The sequence below is a fragment of the Micromonospora sp. NPDC047812 genome (assembly GCF_040704175.1).
Classification (GTDB): Bacteria; Actinomycetota; Actinomycetes; order Mycobacteriales; family Micromonosporaceae; genus Micromonospora.
Window position 1 is genome coordinate 278,109 of record NZ_JBEYRY010000002.1, and the last position, 19,406, is coordinate 297,514.

Consider the following 19,406-nt stretch of genomic DNA (forward strand, 5'->3'; position numbering starts at 1 on the left):
CTACAACGACAGGCCGGTCAGCACCATCACCCGGGGTTCCGTGTAGTCGTCCATGGCGCTGCGCAGGCCCTCGCGCCCGACGCCGCTGCCCTTCACCCCGCCGTACGGCATCTGGTCGGCCCGGTACGACGGCACGTCGCCGACGATCACCCCGCCCACCTCCAGCGTGCGGTGCGCCGCGAAGGCCGTGTCGAGGCGGTGGGTGAAGACGCCCGCCTGCAACCCGTACGCCGAGTCGTTGACGGCGGCGAACGCGGCCTGGTCGTGCGCGACGCGGGCGACCACCAGCACGGGGCCGAAGACCTCCTCGGCGCAGACCTTGGCGTCCGCCGGCACGCCGGAGAGCACGGTCGGCGGGTAGGTGGCACCGTCGCGCCGGCCGCCCAGCTCGATGGTGGCGCCGGCGGTGACGGCCTCGTCCACCCACGCCTCGACGCGGCGGGCGGCGTCGACGGAGATCAGCGGCCCGACGTCGGTGAGGGGGTCGGACGGGTCGCCGACGCGCAGCTCCTGCACCGCCGCGACGAGGCGGGGCAGGAACGCGTCGTAGAGCCATTCGTGCACGTAGACCCGCTGCACGGCGATGCACGACTGCCCGGCCTGGTAGTTGGCGAACGTCGCGATGCGGTGCGCGGCGAAGGTCAGGTCCTCGTCGGTGTTCCAGTCCTCGCAGATCACGGCGGCGGCGTTGCCGCCCAGCTCCAGGGTGACGTGCTTCTCGGGCACGCGGCGACGGATCGTCGCGCCGACCGGCCCGGAGCCGGTGAACGAGACCACCGGCAGCCGGGGGTCGAGGACCAGTTCGGCCGCGCGCTCGTTCGGCAGCGGCAGGACCGAGAACATCCCCTCCGGCAGGTCGGTCTCGGCGAGCAGCTCGCCCAGCAGCAGCGCCGACAGCGGGGTGGCGGGGGCGGGCTTGACGACGATCGGGGCGCCGACCGCGATGGCCGGGGCGACCTTGTGCGCGACGAGGTTCAGCGGGAAGTTGAACGGCGCGATGCCGAGCACCGGCCCCTTTGGCGCCCGCCGGACCAGGGCGATGCGCCCGGTGGCGGCGGGGTCGGTGTCGAGGCGTTGCAGCTCGCCGGAGAAGCGCCGGGCCTCCTCGGCGGCCCAGCGGAAGGTGGAGACGGCCCTCGCGACCTCGGCGCGGGCCCACTTCAGCGGCTTGCCGTTCTCGGCGGTGATCAGCCGCGCGGACTCCTCGGCCCGCTCGGCGAGCCGGCGGGACACGTGGTCCAGGGCCGCCGCGCGGGCGTGCGCGGGCAGGGCCGCGGCCACCGCGGCCACCCCGGCGGCTGCCGCGACGGCCGCTTCGACCTGGTCGGCGGTGGCGAGGGTGGTACGACCGACGGCGCGCCCGTCGTACGGGTGGTGGACGGTCAGCTCGCCCTCGCCGTGGGCGGGGCGGGAGGCGACGTGAAAGGCGACCGGGTCCACACGCAGCAGCGTAGACCTCCGCGCGGCAGTGAGCCCGGTTGATCCCTTACCGCAGTCCACCCCCCTAATACAAGATCCCCTCACGTCTCCACATTTTGCCGTGGAGGCCCTACGCTCTTGCTCACTTTGATCAATTGCGATCGATGGCGTACCCGCCGTCGTGTAGCGAGAGGAACACCCGAGGGATGACACTCCCCTACCCCGCCGCGCGCCGCTGGCGCGTCGGTGTGTTGACCGCCGCCGTCGCCACCGCCGTGGCGTTCGGCGCCCCCGCGACGGCCGCCCCCGCCGAGGGACAGATCCTCATGGCGGGCGGCGCCACCGCCGTCGACGACTCGTACATCGTGGTGTTCAAGGACGCCTCCGTGGGCCGGACCGACGTCACGAAGAAGGCGCGTGACCTCGCCGGCCGGCACCGGGGCGCGGTCAACCGGACGTACCAGAACGCGTTGCGCGGGTTCGAGGCCCGGATGTCCGAGGCGGAGGCCAAGCGGCTCGCCGCCGACCCCTCGGTGCGCTACGTCCAGCAGAACCACACCATGCGGATCAGCGCTACGCAGAGCCCCACCCCCTCCTGGGGCCTGGACCGGCTCGACCAGCGCGCCCTGCCGCTGAACAACTCGTACGCCTACCCGAACACCGGCTCGGGCGTGAAGGCGTACATCATCGACACCGGCATCCGGTTCGGCCACAGCGACTTCGGTGGCCGGGCCGTCTCCGGCTTCGACTCCATCGACGGCGGCAGCGCGGACGACTGCAACGGGCACGGCACGCACGTGGCCGGCACGGTCGGCGGCACCGCCTACGGCGTGGCCAAGGGCGTCACGCTGGTCGGCGTCCGGGTGCTCGACTGCGAGGGCAGCGGCACCGACGCCGGCGTCATCCAGGGCGTCGACTGGGTGACCGGCGACCACGCCGCCGGCCAGCTCGCGGTGGCCAACATGAGCCTCGGCGGCGGGTTCAGCCAGGCGCTCAACGACGCGGTGGCGCGGTCCATCGCCGACGGCGTCACCTACGGGCTGGCCGCCGGCAACGACTACGGCGCGAACGCCTGCAACAGCTCGCCGGCCAGTCTCCTCGCCGGCATCACCGTCGGCTCGACCACCAACACCGACGCCCGCTCGTCGTTCTCCAACATCGGCACCTGCCTGGACATCTTCGCCCCCGGCAGCTCGATCACCTCGGCCTGGCACACCGGCGACACGGCCACCAACAGCATCAGCGGCACCTCGATGGCGACCCCGCACGTGGTCGGCGCCGCCGCGCTCGTGGTCGCCGCCAACCCGACGTTCACCCCGCAGCAGGTGCGCGACAAGCTCGTCGCCGACGCCACCAGCAACGCGGTGACCAGCCCCGGCACCGGCTCGCCCAACAAGCTGCTGTACGTCGGCGACGGCGGTACCACGCCCCCGCCGCCCACCGGCTGCACCCAGACCAACGGCACCGACGTGACCATCCGCGACAACACCACGGTGGAGAGCACCATCACGATCGCGGGCTGCACCGGCACCGCCGGTTCCACCAGCACGGTCGCCGTGCAGATCGTGCACACCTACGTCGGTGACCTCGCCGTCAGCCTCGTCGCCCCCGACGGCAGCGCCTACACCCTGCACAACCGCACCGGCGGCTCCGCCGACAACATCAACCAGACCTACACCGTCAACCTCTCCTCCGAGGTCGCCAACGGCACCTGGAAGCTGCGGGTCCAGGACGCGGGCGCCGGCGACACCGGCTACGTGAACAGCTGGACGCTCAACCTGGGCGGCTCCGGCACGACGAACTGCACCGGCACCAACGCCAACAACGTCACCGTGGGCGACAACGCGACGGTCACCAGCAGCGTCGCGATCGCCGGCTGCACCGGCACCGCCTCGTCGACCAGCAAGGTCGCCGTGCAGATCGTGCACACCTACGTCGGTGACCTCGCCGTCAGCCTCGTCGCCCCCGACGGCAGCGCCTACACCCTGCACAACCGCACCGGCGGCTCCGCCGACAACATCAACCAGACCTACACGGTCAACCTCTCCACGGAGACCCGTAACGGCACCTGGAACCTGCGCGTCCAGGACGCCGCCTCCGGCGACACCGGCTACATCGACGGCTGGACCCTGACCCTCTAGCCCGAACCGCCCCGGGCCGACCCCGGGTCCAAGGGGCCCTTCGCCACGCTCCCGCCTGGCGAGGGGCCCCTCCTCTTCTCCCGCCCGCGCGGGTGGGTTACGTGGGGTGGTTCTTGCGGCGGGGGTGCAGGGTGGTGGTCAGGGTCAGTACGAGCGCGAGCACGAACATCGCGGTGCCGATGACGTTGACCTGGGGCGGGATGCCCCGCTGGGCGGCGCCCCAGACGTACATGGGGAACGTGACGGTGGTGCCGGCGTTGAAGTTCGTGACGATGAAGTCGTCGAAGGAGAGCGAGAACGCGAGCAGCGCGGCGGCCACGATGCCGGGCAGCGCCAGCGGCAGGGTGATCCGCCGGAAGGTCTGCCACTCGCTCGCGTAGAGGTCCATGGCGGCCTCCTCCAGCCGGGAGTCCATCCCGGCCAGCCGCGCCCTGACGGTGACCACCACGAACGACAGGCAGAACATGACGTGCGCGACGACGACCGTCCAGAAGCCCTGCGGCACCCCGGCGGAGACGAAGAGGGCCAGCAGCGAGGTGCCCATCACCAGTTCGGGGGTGGCCATCGGCAGGAAGATCAGCACGTTGATCCCGGCGCGGCCACGGAACCGGTGCCGTGCCAGCGCGAACGCCATCAGGGTGCCGAGCACCGTGGCGACCACGGTCGAGACGAAGCCGATCTGGACGCTGCGCACCACCGCGTCGCACATGTCGGAGGTGGCGCACGGGTTGCGCCAGTTGTCGAGGGTGAACTCGTTGAAGTCGTACGACAGGCGGCTGGAGGGGCGGTTGAAGGAGAGCGCGGCGACGACGGCGACCGGCAGGAGCAGGTAGCCGAGCACCAGCAGCGCCACACCCGCCACCCAGCGGTCGGCCAGCCAGCGCCCGAAACGGTGTCCCACCGGTCAGATCACCTCCTTCGGGCCGGTCCGGCGCAGGTAGCCGAAGACCACCGCGAGGATGGCCGCCATCAGCAGGAACGACAGCGCCGCGCCCTGCGGGTAGTCCAGCCGGACCAGGAACGCCGAGTCGATGACGTTGCCGATCATGTACTCGTTGGGGGTGCCGAGCAGTTCGGCGTTGATGTAGTCGCCGCTGGCCGGGATGAAGAACAGCAGCGTGCCGGCGACCAGGCCAGGCATGGACAGCGGCAGCGTGACCCGGCGGAAGGTCCGCCACGGGCCGGCGTAGAGGTCGCCGGCCGCCTCCAGCAGCCGGGGGTCCAGCCGCTCCAGGCTCGCGTAGAGCGGCAGCACCAGGAAGGGCAGGAAGTTGTACGTCAGGCCGAGCACCACCGCGACGGGGGTGGCCAGCAGCCGCCCGTCGGGGGCGAGCAGGTGCACGTCGCGCAGCAGCCCGACGAGCCAGCCGTTGTCCGACAGGATCGTCTTCCACGCCAGCGTACGCACCAGGAAGCTGGTGAACATCGGCGCGACCACGCAGACGAGCAGCAGGTTCCTCCACCGGCCGGCCTTCTGCGCGATGGCGTACGCGAGCGGGTAGCCGGCCAGCAGCGCCAGCACCAGCGCGGCCCCGGCGTAGCCGAAGGACCGCCCGAACTGCGGCCAGTACGCGGCGAGCGCGTCGGGGTAGTTGCCGAACGCCCACGTCATCGCGTACCCGGTGGCGAGCGAGCCGGCGGGGTCGTAGAGGCTGGCGGTGGCGAGCTGCACCAGCGGCACCGCGAAGAAGAGCACCAGCCACGCCGCCGCGGGCAGCAGCAGCAGGTACGGCAGGAGCCCGGGCCGGCGGGGCGACGCGGGCGGCGCCGGCTTCCCGGGTCCGGTGGGCAGCCGGCCCAGGGCGCTCACGAGGGTGCGCCGACCGGCTCGTCCCGCGCCGGCGCGCTCCGGTCCTGCCCGCCGGCTTCCCGGGGCAGCAGGAAGGCGTGCCGCGGGTCCCAGTACGCCACCGCCTCCGCGCCCAGCGGCAGTGGACGGGCCGTGCCGCTGTTGGCCACGAAGGCCGTCAGCTCGCCGCCCCAGCCGGTGCGCAGCAGGTACTGGGTGCTCACTCCCACGTAGGAGGCGTCGGTGACGATGCCGGTGACGTGCTGGCACCCGGCGGGGACCTGGTCGACGGAGTCGGCCAGGTGCAGCTTCTCCGGGCGTACGCCCAGGTGGACCGGCCCCCGGTCGACCCGGGCCCGGCCGACGGGCACCGAGAAGCGACGGCCGTGGGCCGACACGGCGACCTCGTTCCCGCCCGCGCCGGACGCCTCGCCGGCGAGCAGGTTGGACTGGCCGAGGAAGTTCGCGACGAACGCCGTGGCCGGATACTCGTAGAGGTCGGCGGGGGCGCCGAGCTGCTCGATCCGCCCGGCGTTCGTCACCGCGACGGTGTCGGCCATCGTCATGGCCTCCTCCTGGTCGTGGGTGACGTGCACGAACGTGATGCCGACCTCGGTCTGGATCCGCTTGAGTTCGATCTGCATCCGCCGGCGCAGCGTCAGGTCCAGCGCGCCGAGCGGCTCGTCGAGCAGCAGCACCTGCGGGCGGTTGACCAGGGCACGGGCCAGCGCCACCCGCTGCTGCTGCCCGCCGGAGAGCTGGGCGGGACGGCGGTGGCCGTGGTCGTCGAGCTGCACCAGCGCGAGCATGCCCATGACCTCGTCGTCGACGGAACGGATGCCCCGCCGGCGCAGGCCGAACGCCACGTTCTCGAAGACGTCCAGGTGCGGAAAGAGCGCGTAGCTCTGGAAGACGGTGTTCACCGGCCGCTTGTACGGGCGCAGCCGGGTCACGTCCCGTTCGCCCAGCAGCACCTGGCCGCCGGTCGGCTCCTCCAGGCCGGCGATCATCCGCAGCGTGGTGGTCTTGCCGCAGCCGGACGGGCCGAGCAGGGCGAAGAAGGAGCCCTGCGGGACGGTCAGGCTGAGGTCGTCCACCGCGGTGACGACGCCGAACCGCTTGGTGAGGTTCGCCAGCCGCAGGTCGCCGGCCGGGGTCTCGCGTCCCGCAGTCGTCGTACCCATCCCGCTCACGCTCCGATGACCTGCTGGAACTTGCTCTCGTACTCGCGTTCCTGCTTCTCGTCCAGCGCCATGAAGACCTTCGACCTGGCGAGCATGGCGTCGTCGGGGAAGATCAGCGGGTTGGCGGCCAGCGCCGGGTCGATCTTCTCCATCTCGGCCTGGGCGCCCCGGACGGGGCAGATGTAGTTGACGAACGCGGCGAGCCGGGCGGCGACCGCCGGCTGGTAGTAGTGGTCGATGAGCCGCTCGGCGTTGCCCTTGTGGGTGGCCTTGTTCGGCACCACCACGTTGTCCGACCAGATCATCACCCCGGACTCGGGCACCACGAACCTGACCCTGTCGTCGTCGAAGCCGAGCTGGATGGCGTCGCCGGACCAGCAGATGCAGGCGGCGATGTCGCCCTTGGCGAGGTCCGGCGCGTAGTCGTTGCCGGTGAACCTGCGGATCTGGCCGGAGTCGACGGCCCTCTTCAGCTTGGCGAGCGCGTCGTCGAACTGGGCGCCGGTGAAGTTCGCCGGGTCGTGGCCGTTCGACTGGAGCAGCAGGCCCATGGTGTCCCGCATCTCGGCCAGCGCGGTCACCTTGCCCTTGAGGTCCGGACGGGTGAGCAGTTCGTCGACCGTCCGGATCTCCCTCGTCGCCCTGCCGTTGTAGGCGAGGCCGGCCAGGCCCGACTGCCACGGGATGGCGAGCCGGTCCTCCGCGTCGAAGGACCGGCCGCGCAGCGAGGGCAGCAGGTTGGCCTCGACGTTGGGCAGCTTGGACTTGTCCAGCTTCTGGATCCAGCCGAGCCGGATCATCCGGGCCGCCATCCAGTCGGTGAGGACCATGATGTCCCGCCCGGTCGGCTGGCACCCCGCGAGCTGGTGCTGCACCTTGCCGAAGAACTCGTTGTTGTCGTTGACGTCCTCGGTGTAGGCGACCTGGATGCCGCTCTCGGCGACGAAGGCGTCGAGGGTCGGCCGCTTGGCGGAGTCGGCGTCGTCCACGTCCATGTACTGCGGCCAGTTGGAGAACGTCAGCGTCTTCTCGGTGCCGGACAGGTCCTCGCTGACGCAGCCGGCCTCCGTCTGGGCGGCGCCCCTGGTGCCGCAGCCGGCCAGCGAGCCGCCCGTGGCCAGCAGTGCCGCCGAGCCGAGGGCGCCGGTCAGCAGCCCACGCCGGGTGAGGGGCCGGAGGGGAGATCGCATGTGACGACTCCTCGAGGTCATCGTCGGCGGCAGGCGAGAGTGGCGCGCCGACGGGACGTCAGGTGCGGTGAACGACAGATCTTGGCATGGGCCGACGGCGCCGACGGACGGCGGGTCGGCGTGCGCGAAGGGCGAAGGCGCGACCACATTCCGCTCGGCGCCGGGAGCGCCGCGGATCGTCGCGGAAGCGCCGCGGATCGTCGCGGAAGCGCCGCGGATCGTCGCGGGAGTGCCGCGGATCGTCGCGGGAGTGCCGCGGATCGTCGTGGGAGCGCCGCGGATCGTCGCGGCGACCGGCCGGTCTCGCCACCGCGGCGTCCGTCCGCCTCACGCGACGCGCGCAGGCGTACGCCTGAGGCCCCGCCCGATCAGCCGGCGCGCCCGTGCCGGCCGGCGGACCCGACGAACGCCCGCCAGGCGTCCGGCGCGAAGGTGAGCACGCCCCCGGCGCGGTCCTTGCTGTCCCGCACGAGCACCCGACCGGGCAGGTTGTCGGCCACCTCGACGCAGTCGCCGCCGTTGTTGCTGCTGCGGGTCGCGGTGCGCCAGCGGGCGTCGGTCATGTCCATGTCGTCGCCACTTCCCCGATCAGCTCGATCGACCGGCGTCGCGGCAGCGCCTCGCCGGCGACGCTCTCCCATCTCGCGCCCAGGCTAGCAATGTCGGCACTCTCGGTCACGACCTGACCGCGCAGCTGGTTGTCCAGATAGGCCGTCTCGGCGCCGTCGGGCAGCCGGATCAGCACGAACGGCCCGGCGAGCCCGGTGTGCCACGGCGCCTCGGCGGGGATCACCCGGACCTGCACGTGCTCCTGCGCGGCGACCGCCAGCAGGTGGGCCAGCTGCCCGGCCATCACCGCCCGGTCCCCCACCCGCCGGCGCAGCACCACCTCGTCGATCACGGCGACGAGCTGGGGCGGGGCGTCCCGGGCCAGGATCGCCTGCCGGGCCAGCCGGCCGCCCACGATCTCGTCGACCTCGGCCGCCGGCAGCAGGCCGCCTGTCGCCAGCACCGCGCGGGCGTACCCCTCGGTCTGGAGCAGGCCCGGCACGAGCAGCGGCTGGTACGACCTGATCGTGACGGCGTCCTGCTCCAGCTCCGCCCACGGCCGGAACCACGGCAGGTCGCGGCGGCGGAACGGCTCGGGCCACAGCTCGGCGGCGTCGCGCCCGAGGATCTCGGCGACGGCGAGCCGGGTCCTGGGGTGCGGGATCCGGCCCGCCGCGAGCCACCGTCCCGCCGTCTTCGGGTCGACACCCACCTTCTCCGCCAGCGACTCGGCGGTCTCCCCCTTCTCGGCCATCGCCACCCGCAGTGCCTCGTTCACCATCCGACCTCCCGCGCCCGCGATCACACTGGGGCGCACGGTAGCCACGCTTAGTGCCCTTGTCGTCACGCTGCCGGCGTGTCGCGGTGGGATCTGTTTCGCGCGTCCGAGGTGGCCGACGACCGCCCGGAAAAGGCCCTGGACATGCCTCCGCCGCAGCGTCGGGCCGGACACCGGAACGAGCGGTCGCACCTCCGAAGGGCCGCGCGCCGGCCCTGCCCGACCCACCGACGTGCAGGGTGTGACCGACATGGAGGGTGCGCGGACGCCTCGTGAGCGCGCCTACCCCATGCTCGCCGATGGGCTGGCCGCTACCGTCGGCGGTGCCGTGATGTCGTAGACGAGTCAGCTCGACAGCGCCCGGCGTGACCATCGGTCCCGCACCTCGGCCGGCAAGCTGCCGGGTCCGTCGCGGATTTCCCTCCCCGGCGCCCGTGATCTCCGCCGGGGCGGCGGGTCAGTGGTTCGGGGGGATGACGCGCAGGTGACCCCGGCGGCCCGTCTGGGGAGTCGAGTTGGTGGTGTGGTCGTCCTCGGGCGGGCGCGGGGCCACCGGGCGGGCGGCCTCGCGGACGGCCTCGGCCAGGGCGACCAGATCGTCGGTGGTGGGCGGCGGGGGCTCGAACTCGCCCTCGTGCCGGACGACGTCCCACCCGCGCGGCGCCGTCAGGCTCCGGGCGTGCGGTTCACAGAGGTCGTACGTGTGCGGCTCGGCGAATGCCGCCAGGGGGCCGACCACCGCTGTCGACTCGTTGTAGACATAGGTCAGCGTGGCGACCGCTTGCCGGGGGCAGCCGTTACGGGAGCAGCGCCGTGGTGACCTCACGGCGGCAGGGTATCTCCATTACCGGGTCCGGCGCACTGCTTCGCGTTGCGACACGCCCGTCACGGTGATCACAATTCGGCCTGTCGCCCCCTGTCGGCTGGCCCGTCAGGCGAGCACCTCGCGCAGATGCTGACCGCGCCGCGCCGCGTCAGTGGCGCTGCCGCAGGCCAGGTCGGTGCGGGCGCTAACCTTTCCTCATGACGAGCCCGGAACACCGCCGCCCCGGCCCCGGCCGGCGCGCCCACCGCGACCGGCACGGGCGCGGCCTGCGCGGGCGGCTGGTGCCGGCGACGGTGCCGTTGGCGCGTACGAAGGCGGAGATCTTCGACGACCTGGTGCTGGACACGGTCGAGACCCTCGAACGGCGGTTCGCCAAGGAGCTGGCCGGGGTCGAGTTCGCGGTGGAGGACGTCCCGCCGGACCTCAACGTCTACGACTCCGACGTGCTGGAGGACGGCGAGGTGCCGCTCGCCCGGCTGCTGCCGGGTCGCCCCGGCCGGCAGGAGGTGCCCCCGCGGATCGTGCTCTACCGCCGGCCGTTGGAGTTCCGTGCGATGGACCGCGAGGACCTCGCGGATCTCGTGCACGACGTGATCATCGAACAGGTGGCCAATCTGCTCGGGGTGGACCCCGACGAGTTGGCCTGAGCCGGGCGGCCCCCACCGCCCCGGCCCGGCAACGCTCAGGCGACCCGCCGCTTGAGCTTGCGCCGCTCCCGCTCCGAGAGCCCGCCCCAGATCCCGAACCGCTCGTCGTGACCGAGAGCGTATTCGAGGCATTCCGTCTTCACCTCGCAGCGCGAGCAGATCCGCTTCGCCTCGCGGGTCGAGCCGCCCTTCTCGGGAAAGAACGCCTCCGGATCGGTCTGGGAGCAAAGCGCCCGCTCCTGCCACTCCGGCGCGTTTCCGAGCAGGTCGGCCACCTCAAGCTGGCCGTCCATCAGATGCCTCCTTGTCGCGCACCGGCGTCATCGCCGCTGCAACCCCCCACGCGGAAGGCGTGCTTGTCCGTACGGTCCCGATTTGTTGCGTTCCGCGCGAACAACCCCATTCAAATTACACGCGTGTAATGCGTGCGCCGTCAAGCCGGACTTGATAATGGAGTCGCCCTCCCGACAACACTCCGGACGGCCACCCGACCACCCGGCCTCGCAACCTGCCCTATCGATTCAGACCCCGGCCGAGTAACGCCCTCTCCGGCGAGTTGCCCGAGTTTTCTCCCGTGGCGCCTCCCCGCCGACCCGACGGGGAAGGCCGATGAGGGCGCTCGGAAGTCGCCCACCACGATCCGTTGATCTTGGTGGGGCACAGGTTAACCCGAGTTGGCGCGGACCGCCCGTCGAGCCGGAGACGCCGGCCGTGCTCCGCTCACCATGTGGACAGAGCGCGGCGATGCGACCGCGCCCCCCGGATCGCGGCGGGCCGCCGACACGCTGCTGGCCGGACGAATCCGGTCGTCCCTCCACTTGCGACAGAAATCCTGGAGACCGGCCGGCGCTCGTCCCACCAGGCGGTACGGACGCGGCTCGCGCGCCCGGCCCGGCCGGCGGCGTGCAGCACGATGCCCGGTGTGGACGGTCAGGCGACCCGTCGATGCCAGGGACGAGGGCTGCCGTACGCGGTCGTGCGTTTGCGGGCCGGTCGTCCGGCGGCCGTCGCGATCGCGATCAACTGCTCCTCCGTGCGCGCCGAGCCGTTGCCGGAACCGGCCATCCGGGAGATCGTCTCCTCCATCAGCGTGCCGCCCAGGTCGTTGCAGCCGCCCCGGAGCATCGCCGCCGTGCCCTCGTCGCCGAGCTTCACCCACGAGCACTGGATGTTGTCGATCCGGCCGTGCAGCAGCAGTCGGGCCATCGCGTGCACCACCCGGTTCTCCCGCCACGTCGGCCCCGGGCGGGCGATGCCGGCCAGATAGATCGGCGCGTTCGTGTGTACGAACGGCAGCGCCACGAACTCGGTGAACCCGCCCGTACGGTCCTGCAACCCCGCCAGCACCCGGAAGTGCGCGAGCCACTGCGCCGGGTGGTCCACGTGGCCGTACATCATGGTGGAGCTGGACCGGATGCCCAGCTCGTGGGCCGTGCCGACCACGTCGACCCAGGCGGCGGCCGGCAGCTTGCCCTTGGTGAGCACCCAGCGCACGTCGTCGTCGAGGATCTCCGCGGCGGTGCCCGGGATGGTGTCCAGCCCGGCCTCGCGGAGCCCGGTCAGCCACTCCCGCACCGACACGCCGGCCTTGGCGGCGGCGGTGACGATCTCCATGGGCGAGAACGCGTGCACGTGCATCCCCGGCACCCGCGCCTTGATCGCCCGCACCAGGTCGGCGTAGACGGTCACCGGCAGCTTCGGGTCGATCCCGCCCTGGAGGCAGACCTCGCTGGCGCCCGCCGCCCACGCCTCCTCGGCCCGGTCGGCGACCTGGTCCACCGAGAGCCGGTACGCGTCGGCGTCGCGCTCCCGCTGGGCGAAGGCGCAGAACCGGCAGCCGACGTAGCAGACGTTGCTGAAGTTGATGTTGCGGTTGACCACGTACGTCACGTCGTCGCCGACCGCCGCCCGGCGGACGTCGTCGGCGAGCCGGCACAGCTCGTCCAGCGCCGGCCCGTCGGCGGCGAACAGCGCCAGCGCCGCGTCGGCGTGCCGCGGCTCCAGCAGCGCGGCCGGGTCGTCGGCCGCGAGCCGCAGCCCCGCCCGCAGGTCGCGGTCGGTCCCCGGCCCGCCCCCGGCGGTGACCTTGCCCGCCACCTCCGACCAGTCGCCGTAGACGTGGTCGAAGTCGCCGCGCCGGTCGCCGGTCCGCCCGGTCGTGTCGATGGTGGCGTGCAGGTCGGTCCGGCCGCCGTACGTCTCGTCGGGCTCCTGCCAGGGGCGGCCCACCGGTCGGGCCTCCTCGACGGCCAGCCCCGTCGCCGGGTCGGCCAGCGCGCCGACGTGCGGCAGCAGGCGCGGGTCCAGCCACGGGTCGCCGGCCCGCACGTACTCGGGGTAGATCGTCAGCCGCTCGCGCAGGGTGAAGCCGGACTTCTCCGTGCGCCGGGCCAGCTCGTCGATCTGCGGCCAGGGGCGCTCCGGGTTGACGTGGTCCGGGGTCAGCGGGGAGACCCCGCCCCAGTCGTCGATGCCGGCGCGCAGCAGCAGGTCGTACTCGCCGGCGATGAGGTTCGGCGGGGCCTGGATCCGGGCCTTCGGCCCGAGCAGCAACCGGGCCACCGCCACCGTGGCGGCCAGGTCGTGCAGCTCCGCGTCGGGCATGCCGCGCATCGCCGTGTCCGGCTTCGCGCGGAAGTTCTGCACGATCACCTCCTGGAGGTGGCCGTACTCGCGGTGCGCCCGGCGGATCGCGAAGATCGCGTCGACCCGCTCGGCCGGGGTCTCGCCGATGCCGATCAGGATGCCGGTGGTGAACGGCACGCCGACCCGGCCCGCGTCGTCGAGCACCCGCAGCCGGACCGCCGGCTCCTTGTCCGGCGAGCCGAAGTGCGGGCCGCCCGGCTCCGACCAGAGCCGCGTCGCCGTGGTCTCCAGCATCATCCCCATGCTGGGCGCGACGGGCTTGAGCCGCTGCAACTCCGACCAGGAGAGCACGCCCGGGTTGAGGTGCGGCAGCAGCCCGGTCTCCTCCAGCACCGCCACCGCGCAGGCGCGCAGGTAGTCGAGCGTGGAGTCGTAGCCGCGCTCGTCCAGCCACTGCCGGGCCGCCGGCCAGCGTTCCTCCGGCCGGTCGCCGAGCGTGAACAGGGCCTCCTTGCAGCCCTGGGCCGCCCCCGCCCGGGCGATGGCGAGGACCTCGTCCCGGTCGAGGAAGGCCGCCGGCAGCCGGTGCGGCACGGTCGCGAAGGTGCAGTAGTGGCACCGGTCCCGGCACAGCCGGGTGAGGGGGATGAAGACCTTCTTCGAGTACGTGACCACGCCCGGCCGCCCGGCCTCGCGCAGGCCGGCGTCGCGGACGGCGCCCGCCACGTCGAGCAGCTCGTCCAGCGCCCCGCCCCGGGCGGCCAGCAGCGCGGTGGCCTCGTCGACGTCGAGCGCCCGCCCGCTCGCGGCCCGGTGCAGTGCCCGCCGCACGCTCGCGTCGGTCGGGCCGGGCACGGTGCGATCAACCATCCGCCCAGCCTAAGCGCTCATCCGCCCTGTCCCGCGAACCTGACCGGCGTGAACAAGCGCACCTCCGCGCCGGCCCCACCCGCCCCCGTCCTACTGCCCCGCCCGTCCGGCTGCCCATACCGCTCCTGCTGGCCCGCCCCCGTGCCGGGCGGCTCGGCCCCTGGACGCTGGGTGCGCGCCCCCGTGCTGTGGCGGCCAACCCTTTGCACGCGCTGGCCCGCCCCGCGCCGCGCCGTTCAGCCTTCGGACGCGCTGGTGCGCCCGGTGCCGTGCCGGTCAGCCTTCGGACACGCTGGTGCGCCCGGTGCCGTGCCGGTCAGCCTTCGGACGCGCTGGTGCGCCCGGTGCCGTGCCGGTCAGCCTTCGGACGCGCTGGTGCGCCCGGTGCCGTGCCAATCAGCCTTCGGACGCGCTGGCCCGCCCCGCGCCGCGCCGGCCAGCCCTTGGACGCGACGGCCCGCCCCCATGCCAGGGCGGCCAGCCCTCGGGCGCGTTGCGCGCCCCCGTGCCCTGCCGGCCACTCTTTGGACGCGCTGGCCCGCTCCGCGCCGGGCACTGCCCGACGAACCGCGGTGATCAGGACGTCATGTACCTAAAACGGGCCGGGATACGTCCATACCGTCCTGATCACCGAGGTACCGCGAGGCGGAGGTGGGCACTCGGGGGTGGCGGAGTGTGGCGGTGGGCGGCGGGATGGGTGGTCACGGCGAGCCGGACGGGTGGCAGGGCATGCAGCGGTGCGGACGGCGACCCGGGCGAGCGGAAGGGAGGGGTGCGGCTGGCGGAGTGGGTGGAGGGAGGGGTGCGGCTGGCGGAGTGGGTGGGAGGGAGAAGTGCGGCAGGCGGACAGCTAGCCGGTGGTGAGTGCGGGTGCGGCGGGCGGACGGCCGTGGGGTGGGTGGGACGACGAGCGCCCCGCACGGTTGCCGTGCGGGGCGCTCGGGTGGGGCGGCGTCGCGATTCAGCGCGGGGCGTCGGGGGTGTCGCCGGGGTTGATGTGCTGGGTGCGGTCGGTCTCGTCGGCGGCGGGACGCGGAATCGCCTGGGTGGGCTCCGCCGGCTCGGCGGACTGCCGCGGGATCGCCTGGGTGGGGTCGGCCGAGGGCGGCTGACCGAACGGCGGGGCGCTCTGCGGCTGACCGAAAGGCGGCGACGACTGCGGCTGGCCGAACGGCGGCGCGGACTGCGGGGCGGGAGTGGCCGGGGGCGCCGACTGCGGGGCCGGGGCGAACGGCGAGGTCGGCTGCGGGGCACCGGCGTACGGCGCGGGCTGCTGACCGTACGGGGCGCCGTAGGGGCCCGGCGCCTGCCAGCCGCCCTGCTGGCCGGGGACCTGCTGACCCGGGACCTGCTGGCCGGGGACCTGCTGGCCCGGGACGGGGTAGCCGCCCTGCTGCTGGGGCCAGCCGGGCTGCGGCTGGCCGTACACGCCGGGCTGCGGCTTCGGCTTCGGCACGTGGTAGAGGGTGCGCCAGACCTTGAACACGACGTACGCGGCGACGGCGAACAGCGCCAGCCACGCCACGCGGCTCAGCAGGCCCAGGAAGGCGTCGAGGATCTCGCCCTCGGCCAGCCGGTTGACCGTCCAGAACAGGAAGGTCAGCCCGCCGAAGAGCGCGCTGACGGCGTACTCGCCCAGAGCGGCCTGGGTGATCAGCTTCGCCTTCGGCACCGGGGGCTTCACGTGCGTGGCGAGCAGCACGGCCAGCAGCGGCAGGAACACCGACTCCACGCCGACGAAGGCGAAGAAGGCGCTGCCCGCCCGACCGCCGAACGTGCTGTAGTCGGTCGGCGTCACCAGCCGGATCAGGCCGACGAAGAGGAACACGGCGTTCGCGCCGAGGAGCACGAACGCGGCGAGTTCACGCAGCGGCTTGGTCAGTTGGCTGGCCTGCGTCGCGTCGGTGGACGCGGGCTCGGCGGGGCTGGTCACGGGATCCCCCTCGGGGCGAATGCGGACAGTTGCCGACGTGAGCCTAGTCTCCCGGCCCAAGGGCGGACCGGAGGTGGCCCGTACGCGAGGATGGGCGGCATGCGCATCGTGGTTCTGACGGGTGGCATCGGAGGCGCTCGTTTCCTGGTCGGCGTACGGGCGTACGCCCGCGAGGTCGGCGCCGAGGTGACCGCCGTGGTCAACGTCGGTGACGATCTGCTCCTGCACGGGCTCAAGGTCTGCCCCGACCTGGACAGCGTGATGTACACGCTGGGTGGCGGCGCCGACCCCGAGCGGGGCTGGGGGCGCGTCGGCGAGAGCTGGACGGTCAAGCAGGAACTGGCCGCGTACGGCGCCGAGCCGACCTGGTTCGGGCTCGGCGACAAGGACATCGCCACCCACCTGGTGCGGACCACGATGGTCAACGCCGGTTATCCGCTGCACGCGGTCACCGAGGCGCTCGCCGCGCGCTGGCAGCCCGGCGTACGCGTGCTGCCGGCGACCGACGACCGGCTGGAGACGCACGTGGTGGTGGAACTCGACGGCGGCCAGCGGGCGATCCACTTCCAGGAGTGGTGGGTGCGCCACCGCGGCGACGTCCCCACCCACCGGTTCGTCTTCGTCGGCGCGGAGGCCGCCAGGCCGGCGCCCGGCGTGCTGGAGGCCATCGCCGGGGCCGACGTGGTGCTGATCGCGCCCAGCAACCCGGTGGTGAGCGTCGCCCCGGTCCTGGCCGTGCCCGGGCTGCGCGACGCGGTCGCCGACGGTCCCGCACCGGTGGTCGGCGTGTCGCCGATCATCGGCGGTGCACCGGTGCGCGGCATGGCCGACCGCTGCCTGGCGGTGCTGGGGGTGGAGTGCAGCGCGGCCGGCGTGGGCCGGCTCTACGGCGGCCGGTCGGCCGGCGGGCTGCTCGACGGCTGGCTGGTCGCCGAGGAGGACGCCGGCACGGTGGTGCCGGAGGTGACGGTCCGGGCGGCACCGCTGCGGATGACCGACGAGGCGGCGACGGCGGCCATGGTCCGCGCCGCGCTGGAGCTGACGTGAGGCTTGAGATCCTGCCGGTGCCGGGCATCGGCCACGTGTCCGAGGGCGACGACCTGGCGGCCCTGATCGCCACCGCCGCGCCCTGGCTGCGCGACGGCGACGTGCTGGTGGTCACCAGCAAGATCGTCTCGAAGGCGGAGGGGCGCCTCGTCGACGTCCCGGCGGACGGGCCCGAGCGGCTCGCCGCCCGGGACGAGGTGCTGGCCGCCGAGACGGCGCGGGTGGTGGCCACCCGGGGCGCGACCCGGATCGTGCAGACCCACCACGGCTTCGTGATGGCGTCGGCGGGCATCGACGCCTCGAACGTCGACAAGACCCGGCTGGTGCTGCTCCCCGAGGACCCGGACGCCTCGGCCCGGGCGCTGCGGGCCGCCCTGCGCGAGCGCCACGGCGTGGACGTGGCGGTGATCGTCAGCGACACGATGGGCCGGCCCTGGCGCAACGGGCTCACCGACGTGGCGCTCGGCGTCGCCGGGATGGACGCGATCCGCGACCACCGGGGCGAGGTCGACCCGTACGGCAACGAGCTCCAGCTCACCCAGATGGCGGTGGTGGACGAGCTGGCCGGCGCGGGCGAGCTGATCAAGGGCAAGTGCGACCAGATGCCGGTGGCGGTGGTGCGCGGCTACCTCACCACGCTTCGGCCGGACGACGGCGACGGTGCGTCGGCACTGGTCCGGGACGCGTCGATGGACCTCTTCTCGCTGGGCACCGCCGAGGCGAAGGCCGCCGGGCTGGCCGCCGCCGCCACCCTGCCGGACGGTCCCAACCCGACCCCGCCCGACCCGGCGGCCGTACGCCGGGCGATCGGCACCGTCGCGGGCGTGGTCGCGCCCGGCACGGTCTTCAACCTGGTCGCCGACGAGGAGGCCCGCGCCGGGCTGACCTCCCGGGTGCCCGGCTGGCCGGCGGAGGCGACGACGCTGGTGCTCGGCTCCCCGGCCACCCCGGCCGGCCCGGCCGACCTGGTCCGCTTCGGCGCCGACCTGCAACGCCTCCGCACCGCCCTGGCGGCCGAGGGCGTCGCCTCCCTGCTGCTCCCCCCGCCCCCGGGCACCACCGCCAGCGCCGCGCTGGCCCTCTGACGCCACCCGGCCGGCAGCCGGCACCGCCACCGGCCGGCAGCCGGCACCGCCACCGGCCGGCAGCCGGCACCGCCACCGGGCGGCAGCCGGCGCCGCCACCCGGGCTGTCGCGCCGCGCGGTCCCACGACCAGCCGTCGGCGCACGACCCGGCTGTGACGCCACCCGGGCGGGCGCGGACGCGCTCAGGAGTTGAGCATCGCCCGCCCCAACGGGGTCAGGGTGTGCAGGACGGTGTTGCGGTCGCGCTGGCTGACCAGGAGGCCGGCGTTGCGCAGCACGGTGGTGTGCTGGCTCGCGGCGGCGGCCGAGATGTTCAGCCGGCGGGCCACCTCGCCGGTGGTGCAGCCGTCGTCGCTGGCCGCCAGCACGGCCGCCCGGGTACGACCGAGCAGCGCGGCCAGGGCCTCGCGCCCGGGATCCGACGCGCCGGGGCCGCCGCCCTCGCCGGGGGCCGGCAGCAGGCCGCCGAGCCGGTCCACCGGGTAGACCAGGACCGGGGGCAGCGCCGGGTCGAGCAGGGCGACCGGCGTGGCCGCGCAGAAGAACGACGGCACCAGCAGCAGCCCGCGCCCGCCCAGGTGCAGCTCCCGGCTGTGCGGGTAGTCGCGGATCTCCAGCACCCCCGACTCCCAGCGCATGGCGGGCCGGAGGCTGGCCAGCAGCCCCTCCACCCCGCCGTCGAGCAGCGCCCGGGCCCGCCGGGTGCGGTCGGCCTCCACCGCCGCCTGGATCCGGGGCCAGTACGGGTCGATGGCCAGGCCGCGGTACCGCTCCATCGCGCCCGTCAGGCCGCGCAGCGTGTCCGGCTCCCCCCGGGCCAGCGCCCCGGCGCCGGACGACGGGGCGCCACCGGCGGCGAGCAGCGCCAGGTCGCGTTGCAGCACCGCCACGGGGGTGCTGCGGACCGCCTCCATGCCCGCGTCGAACCCCGACACGCTGTCGTACGGGGTGAGGAAGTCGGGGAAGTAGCCGCGGGGCGGGTTGAGTGACAGCAGGAGCCGCAGCCCCGCCGAACCGCTGTCCTCACGCAGCCCGCGGGTCACACTGTGTCGCCAGCCCGCCAGCAGCGGTTCCCGGCCACGGCCGGGCAGCAGGTGCAGGCTGAGAACCAGCTCCCACACCGGATCCGCCGCCGGAGCCACCCGGGTCCGGAGGATGTCCTCGGCGGAAAAGTAGATCTTCAGCATGGACGGCTCCCGCGTCGCCCGGCAGAGGGGATGCCTGGCAACCGTTTGCACTGTACCTGGCTGGCACTTATCTCCGTCTTTAAGCGTGGACTGAAAGACCTCGACGCCCCCGGGGACCGTTCGGCATGCTCTCACTGCCCGCACACGGGGGCGGGCACGTCACCCGACGCGCCC

The 19,406-nt window shown here is 73.6% G+C and carries 16 protein-coding genes; 4 read left to right on the top strand and 12 right to left on the bottom strand.

The features are described 5' to 3' along the window. The gene (locus tag AB0883_RS08975; RefSeq protein WP_366640720.1) at nt 1–1,440 is read right to left on the bottom strand and encodes an aldehyde dehydrogenase family protein; all 1,440 of its coding nucleotides are present in this window, start codon (nt 1,438–1,440) and stop codon (nt 1–3) included. Nucleotides 1,441–1,625: 185 nt separating this feature from the next. On the opposite strand from AB0883_RS08975, the gene AB0883_RS08980 reads away from it, so the two are divergent. Further along, nucleotides 1,626–3,560, top strand: a complete 1,935-nt coding sequence (locus AB0883_RS08980) for a proprotein convertase P-domain-containing protein (RefSeq protein WP_366640721.1) — start codon at nt 1,626–1,628, stop codon at nt 3,558–3,560. A 97-nt stretch (nt 3,561–3,657) separates the two neighbouring features. On the opposite strand, the gene AB0883_RS08985 is transcribed toward AB0883_RS08980, so the two are convergent. The 7 genes from AB0883_RS08985 to AB0883_RS09015 form a co-directional block, all read right to left on the bottom strand. Further along, a complete protein-coding gene (locus AB0883_RS08985) occupies nt 3,658–4,461 on the bottom strand; it encodes an ABC transporter permease (protein WP_366640722.1) in 804 nt (267 codons plus the stop codon). 3 nt (nt 4,462–4,464) lie between these two features. Continuing rightward, the gene (locus tag AB0883_RS08990; protein ID WP_366640723.1) at nt 4,465–5,370 is read right to left on the bottom strand and encodes an ABC transporter permease; all 906 of its coding nucleotides are present in this window, start codon (nt 5,368–5,370) and stop codon (nt 4,465–4,467) included. Continuing rightward, nucleotides 5,367–6,533: an ABC transporter ATP-binding protein gene (locus AB0883_RS08995; protein WP_366640724.1), complete on the bottom strand. Its 1,167-nt coding sequence runs from the start codon at nt 6,531–6,533 to the stop codon at nt 5,367–5,369. The genes AB0883_RS08990 and AB0883_RS08995 overlap by 4 nt, the downstream gene beginning before the upstream one ends. Nucleotides 6,534–6,538: 5 nt before the next feature. Then, nucleotides 6,539–7,723 (bottom strand): spermidine/putrescine ABC transporter substrate-binding protein, encoded by a 1,185-nt coding sequence (locus tag AB0883_RS09000; protein ID WP_366640725.1) that lies wholly within the window; start codon nt 7,721–7,723, stop codon nt 6,539–6,541. A gap of 368 nt (nt 7,724–8,091) precedes the next feature. After that, a complete protein-coding gene (locus AB0883_RS09005) occupies nt 8,092–8,292 on the bottom strand; it encodes a DUF397 domain-containing protein (RefSeq protein ID WP_132233542.1) in 201 nt (66 codons plus the stop codon). Next, on the bottom strand, nt 8,283–9,050 hold the full coding sequence (locus AB0883_RS09010) for a helix-turn-helix transcriptional regulator (protein ID WP_366641683.1): 768 nt from the start codon (nt 9,048–9,050) through the stop codon (nt 8,283–8,285). The genes AB0883_RS09005 and AB0883_RS09010 overlap by 10 nt, the downstream gene beginning before the upstream one ends. A 457-nt stretch (nt 9,051–9,507) precedes the next feature. Then, the gene (locus tag AB0883_RS09015) at nt 9,508–9,876 is read right to left on the bottom strand and encodes a DUF3499 domain-containing protein (RefSeq protein ID WP_121396491.1); all 369 of its coding nucleotides are present in this window, start codon (nt 9,874–9,876) and stop codon (nt 9,508–9,510) included. Between the two features lie 197 nt (nt 9,877–10,073). On the opposite strand from AB0883_RS09015, the gene AB0883_RS09020 reads away from it, so the two are divergent. After that, nucleotides 10,074–10,523, top strand: a complete 450-nt coding sequence (locus tag AB0883_RS09020) for a metallopeptidase family protein (protein ID WP_089001916.1) — start codon at nt 10,074–10,076, stop codon at nt 10,521–10,523. A gap of 35 nt (nt 10,524–10,558) precedes the next feature. Here the strand turns inward: AB0883_RS09020 and AB0883_RS09025 are convergent, their stop codons facing one another. The 3 genes from AB0883_RS09025 to AB0883_RS09035 form a co-directional block, all read right to left on the bottom strand. Continuing rightward, nucleotides 10,559–10,816, bottom strand: a complete 258-nt coding sequence (locus AB0883_RS09025) for a WhiB family transcriptional regulator (RefSeq protein WP_088980572.1) — start codon at nt 10,814–10,816, stop codon at nt 10,559–10,561. A 637-nt stretch (nt 10,817–11,453) separates the two neighbouring features. Beyond that, a complete protein-coding gene (locus AB0883_RS09030) occupies nt 11,454–13,979 on the bottom strand; it encodes a bifunctional FO biosynthesis protein CofGH (RefSeq protein ID WP_366640726.1) in 2,526 nt (841 codons plus the stop codon). A gap of 961 nt (nt 13,980–14,940) precedes the next feature. After that, nucleotides 14,941–15,912 (bottom strand): hypothetical protein, encoded by a 972-nt coding sequence (locus AB0883_RS09035; protein ID WP_366640727.1) that lies wholly within the window; start codon nt 15,910–15,912, stop codon nt 14,941–14,943. Between the two features lie 99 nt (nt 15,913–16,011). Here AB0883_RS09035 and cofD point away from each other — a divergent pair, with 99 nt between their 5' ends. Together cofD and AB0883_RS09045 are read left to right on the top strand one after the other, a co-directional pair. After that, on the top strand, nt 16,012–16,959 hold the full coding sequence (gene cofD, locus AB0883_RS09040; RefSeq protein ID WP_366640728.1) for a 2-phospho-L-lactate transferase: 948 nt from the start codon (nt 16,012–16,014) through the stop codon (nt 16,957–16,959). Further along, the gene (locus AB0883_RS09045) at nt 16,956–18,044 is read left to right on the top strand and encodes a coenzyme F420-0:L-glutamate ligase (RefSeq protein ID WP_366640729.1); all 1,089 of its coding nucleotides are present in this window, start codon (nt 16,956–16,958) and stop codon (nt 18,042–18,044) included. Before cofD ends, AB0883_RS09045 begins: the two co-directional genes overlap by 4 nt. A gap of 183 nt (nt 18,045–18,227) precedes the next feature. On the opposite strand, the gene AB0883_RS09050 is transcribed toward AB0883_RS09045, so the two are convergent. Then, the gene (locus AB0883_RS09050; RefSeq protein WP_366640730.1) at nt 18,228–19,232 is read right to left on the bottom strand and encodes a winged helix-turn-helix domain-containing protein; all 1,005 of its coding nucleotides are present in this window, start codon (nt 19,230–19,232) and stop codon (nt 18,228–18,230) included. Nucleotides 19,233–19,406: the final 174 nt, after the last annotated feature.

What these genes read in the sequence shown, in the direction of transcription:
- AB0883_RS08980 (WP_366640721.1), top strand. Translation starts at nt 1,626, where the DNA reads ATGACACTCCCCTACCCCGCCGCGCGCCGCTGGCGCGTCGGTGTGTTG.
- AB0883_RS08995 (WP_366640724.1), bottom strand. Translation starts at nt 6,533, where the DNA reads ATGGGTACGACGACTGCGGGACGCGAGACCCCGGCCGGCGACCTGCGG.
- AB0883_RS09000 (WP_366640725.1), bottom strand. Translation starts at nt 7,723, where the DNA reads ATGCGATCTCCCCTCCGGCCCCTCACCCGGCGTGGGCTGCTGACCGGC.
- AB0883_RS09005 (WP_132233542.1), bottom strand. Translation starts at nt 8,292, where the DNA reads ATGGACATGACCGACGCCCGCTGGCGCACCGCGACCCGCAGCAGCAAC.
- AB0883_RS09020 (WP_089001916.1), top strand. Translation starts at nt 10,074, where the DNA reads ATGACGAGCCCGGAACACCGCCGCCCCGGCCCCGGCCGGCGCGCCCAC.
- AB0883_RS09025 (WP_088980572.1), bottom strand. Translation starts at nt 10,816, where the DNA reads ATGGACGGCCAGCTTGAGGTGGCCGACCTGCTCGGAAACGCGCCGGAG.
- AB0883_RS09030 (WP_366640726.1), bottom strand. Translation starts at nt 13,979, where the DNA reads ATGGTTGATCGCACCGTGCCCGGCCCGACCGACGCGAGCGTGCGGCGG.
- cofD (WP_366640728.1), top strand. Translation starts at nt 16,012, where the DNA reads ATGCGCATCGTGGTTCTGACGGGTGGCATCGGAGGCGCTCGTTTCCTG.
- AB0883_RS09050 (WP_366640730.1), bottom strand. Translation starts at nt 19,232, where the DNA reads ATGCTGAAGATCTACTTTTCCGCCGAGGACATCCTCCGGACCCGGGTG.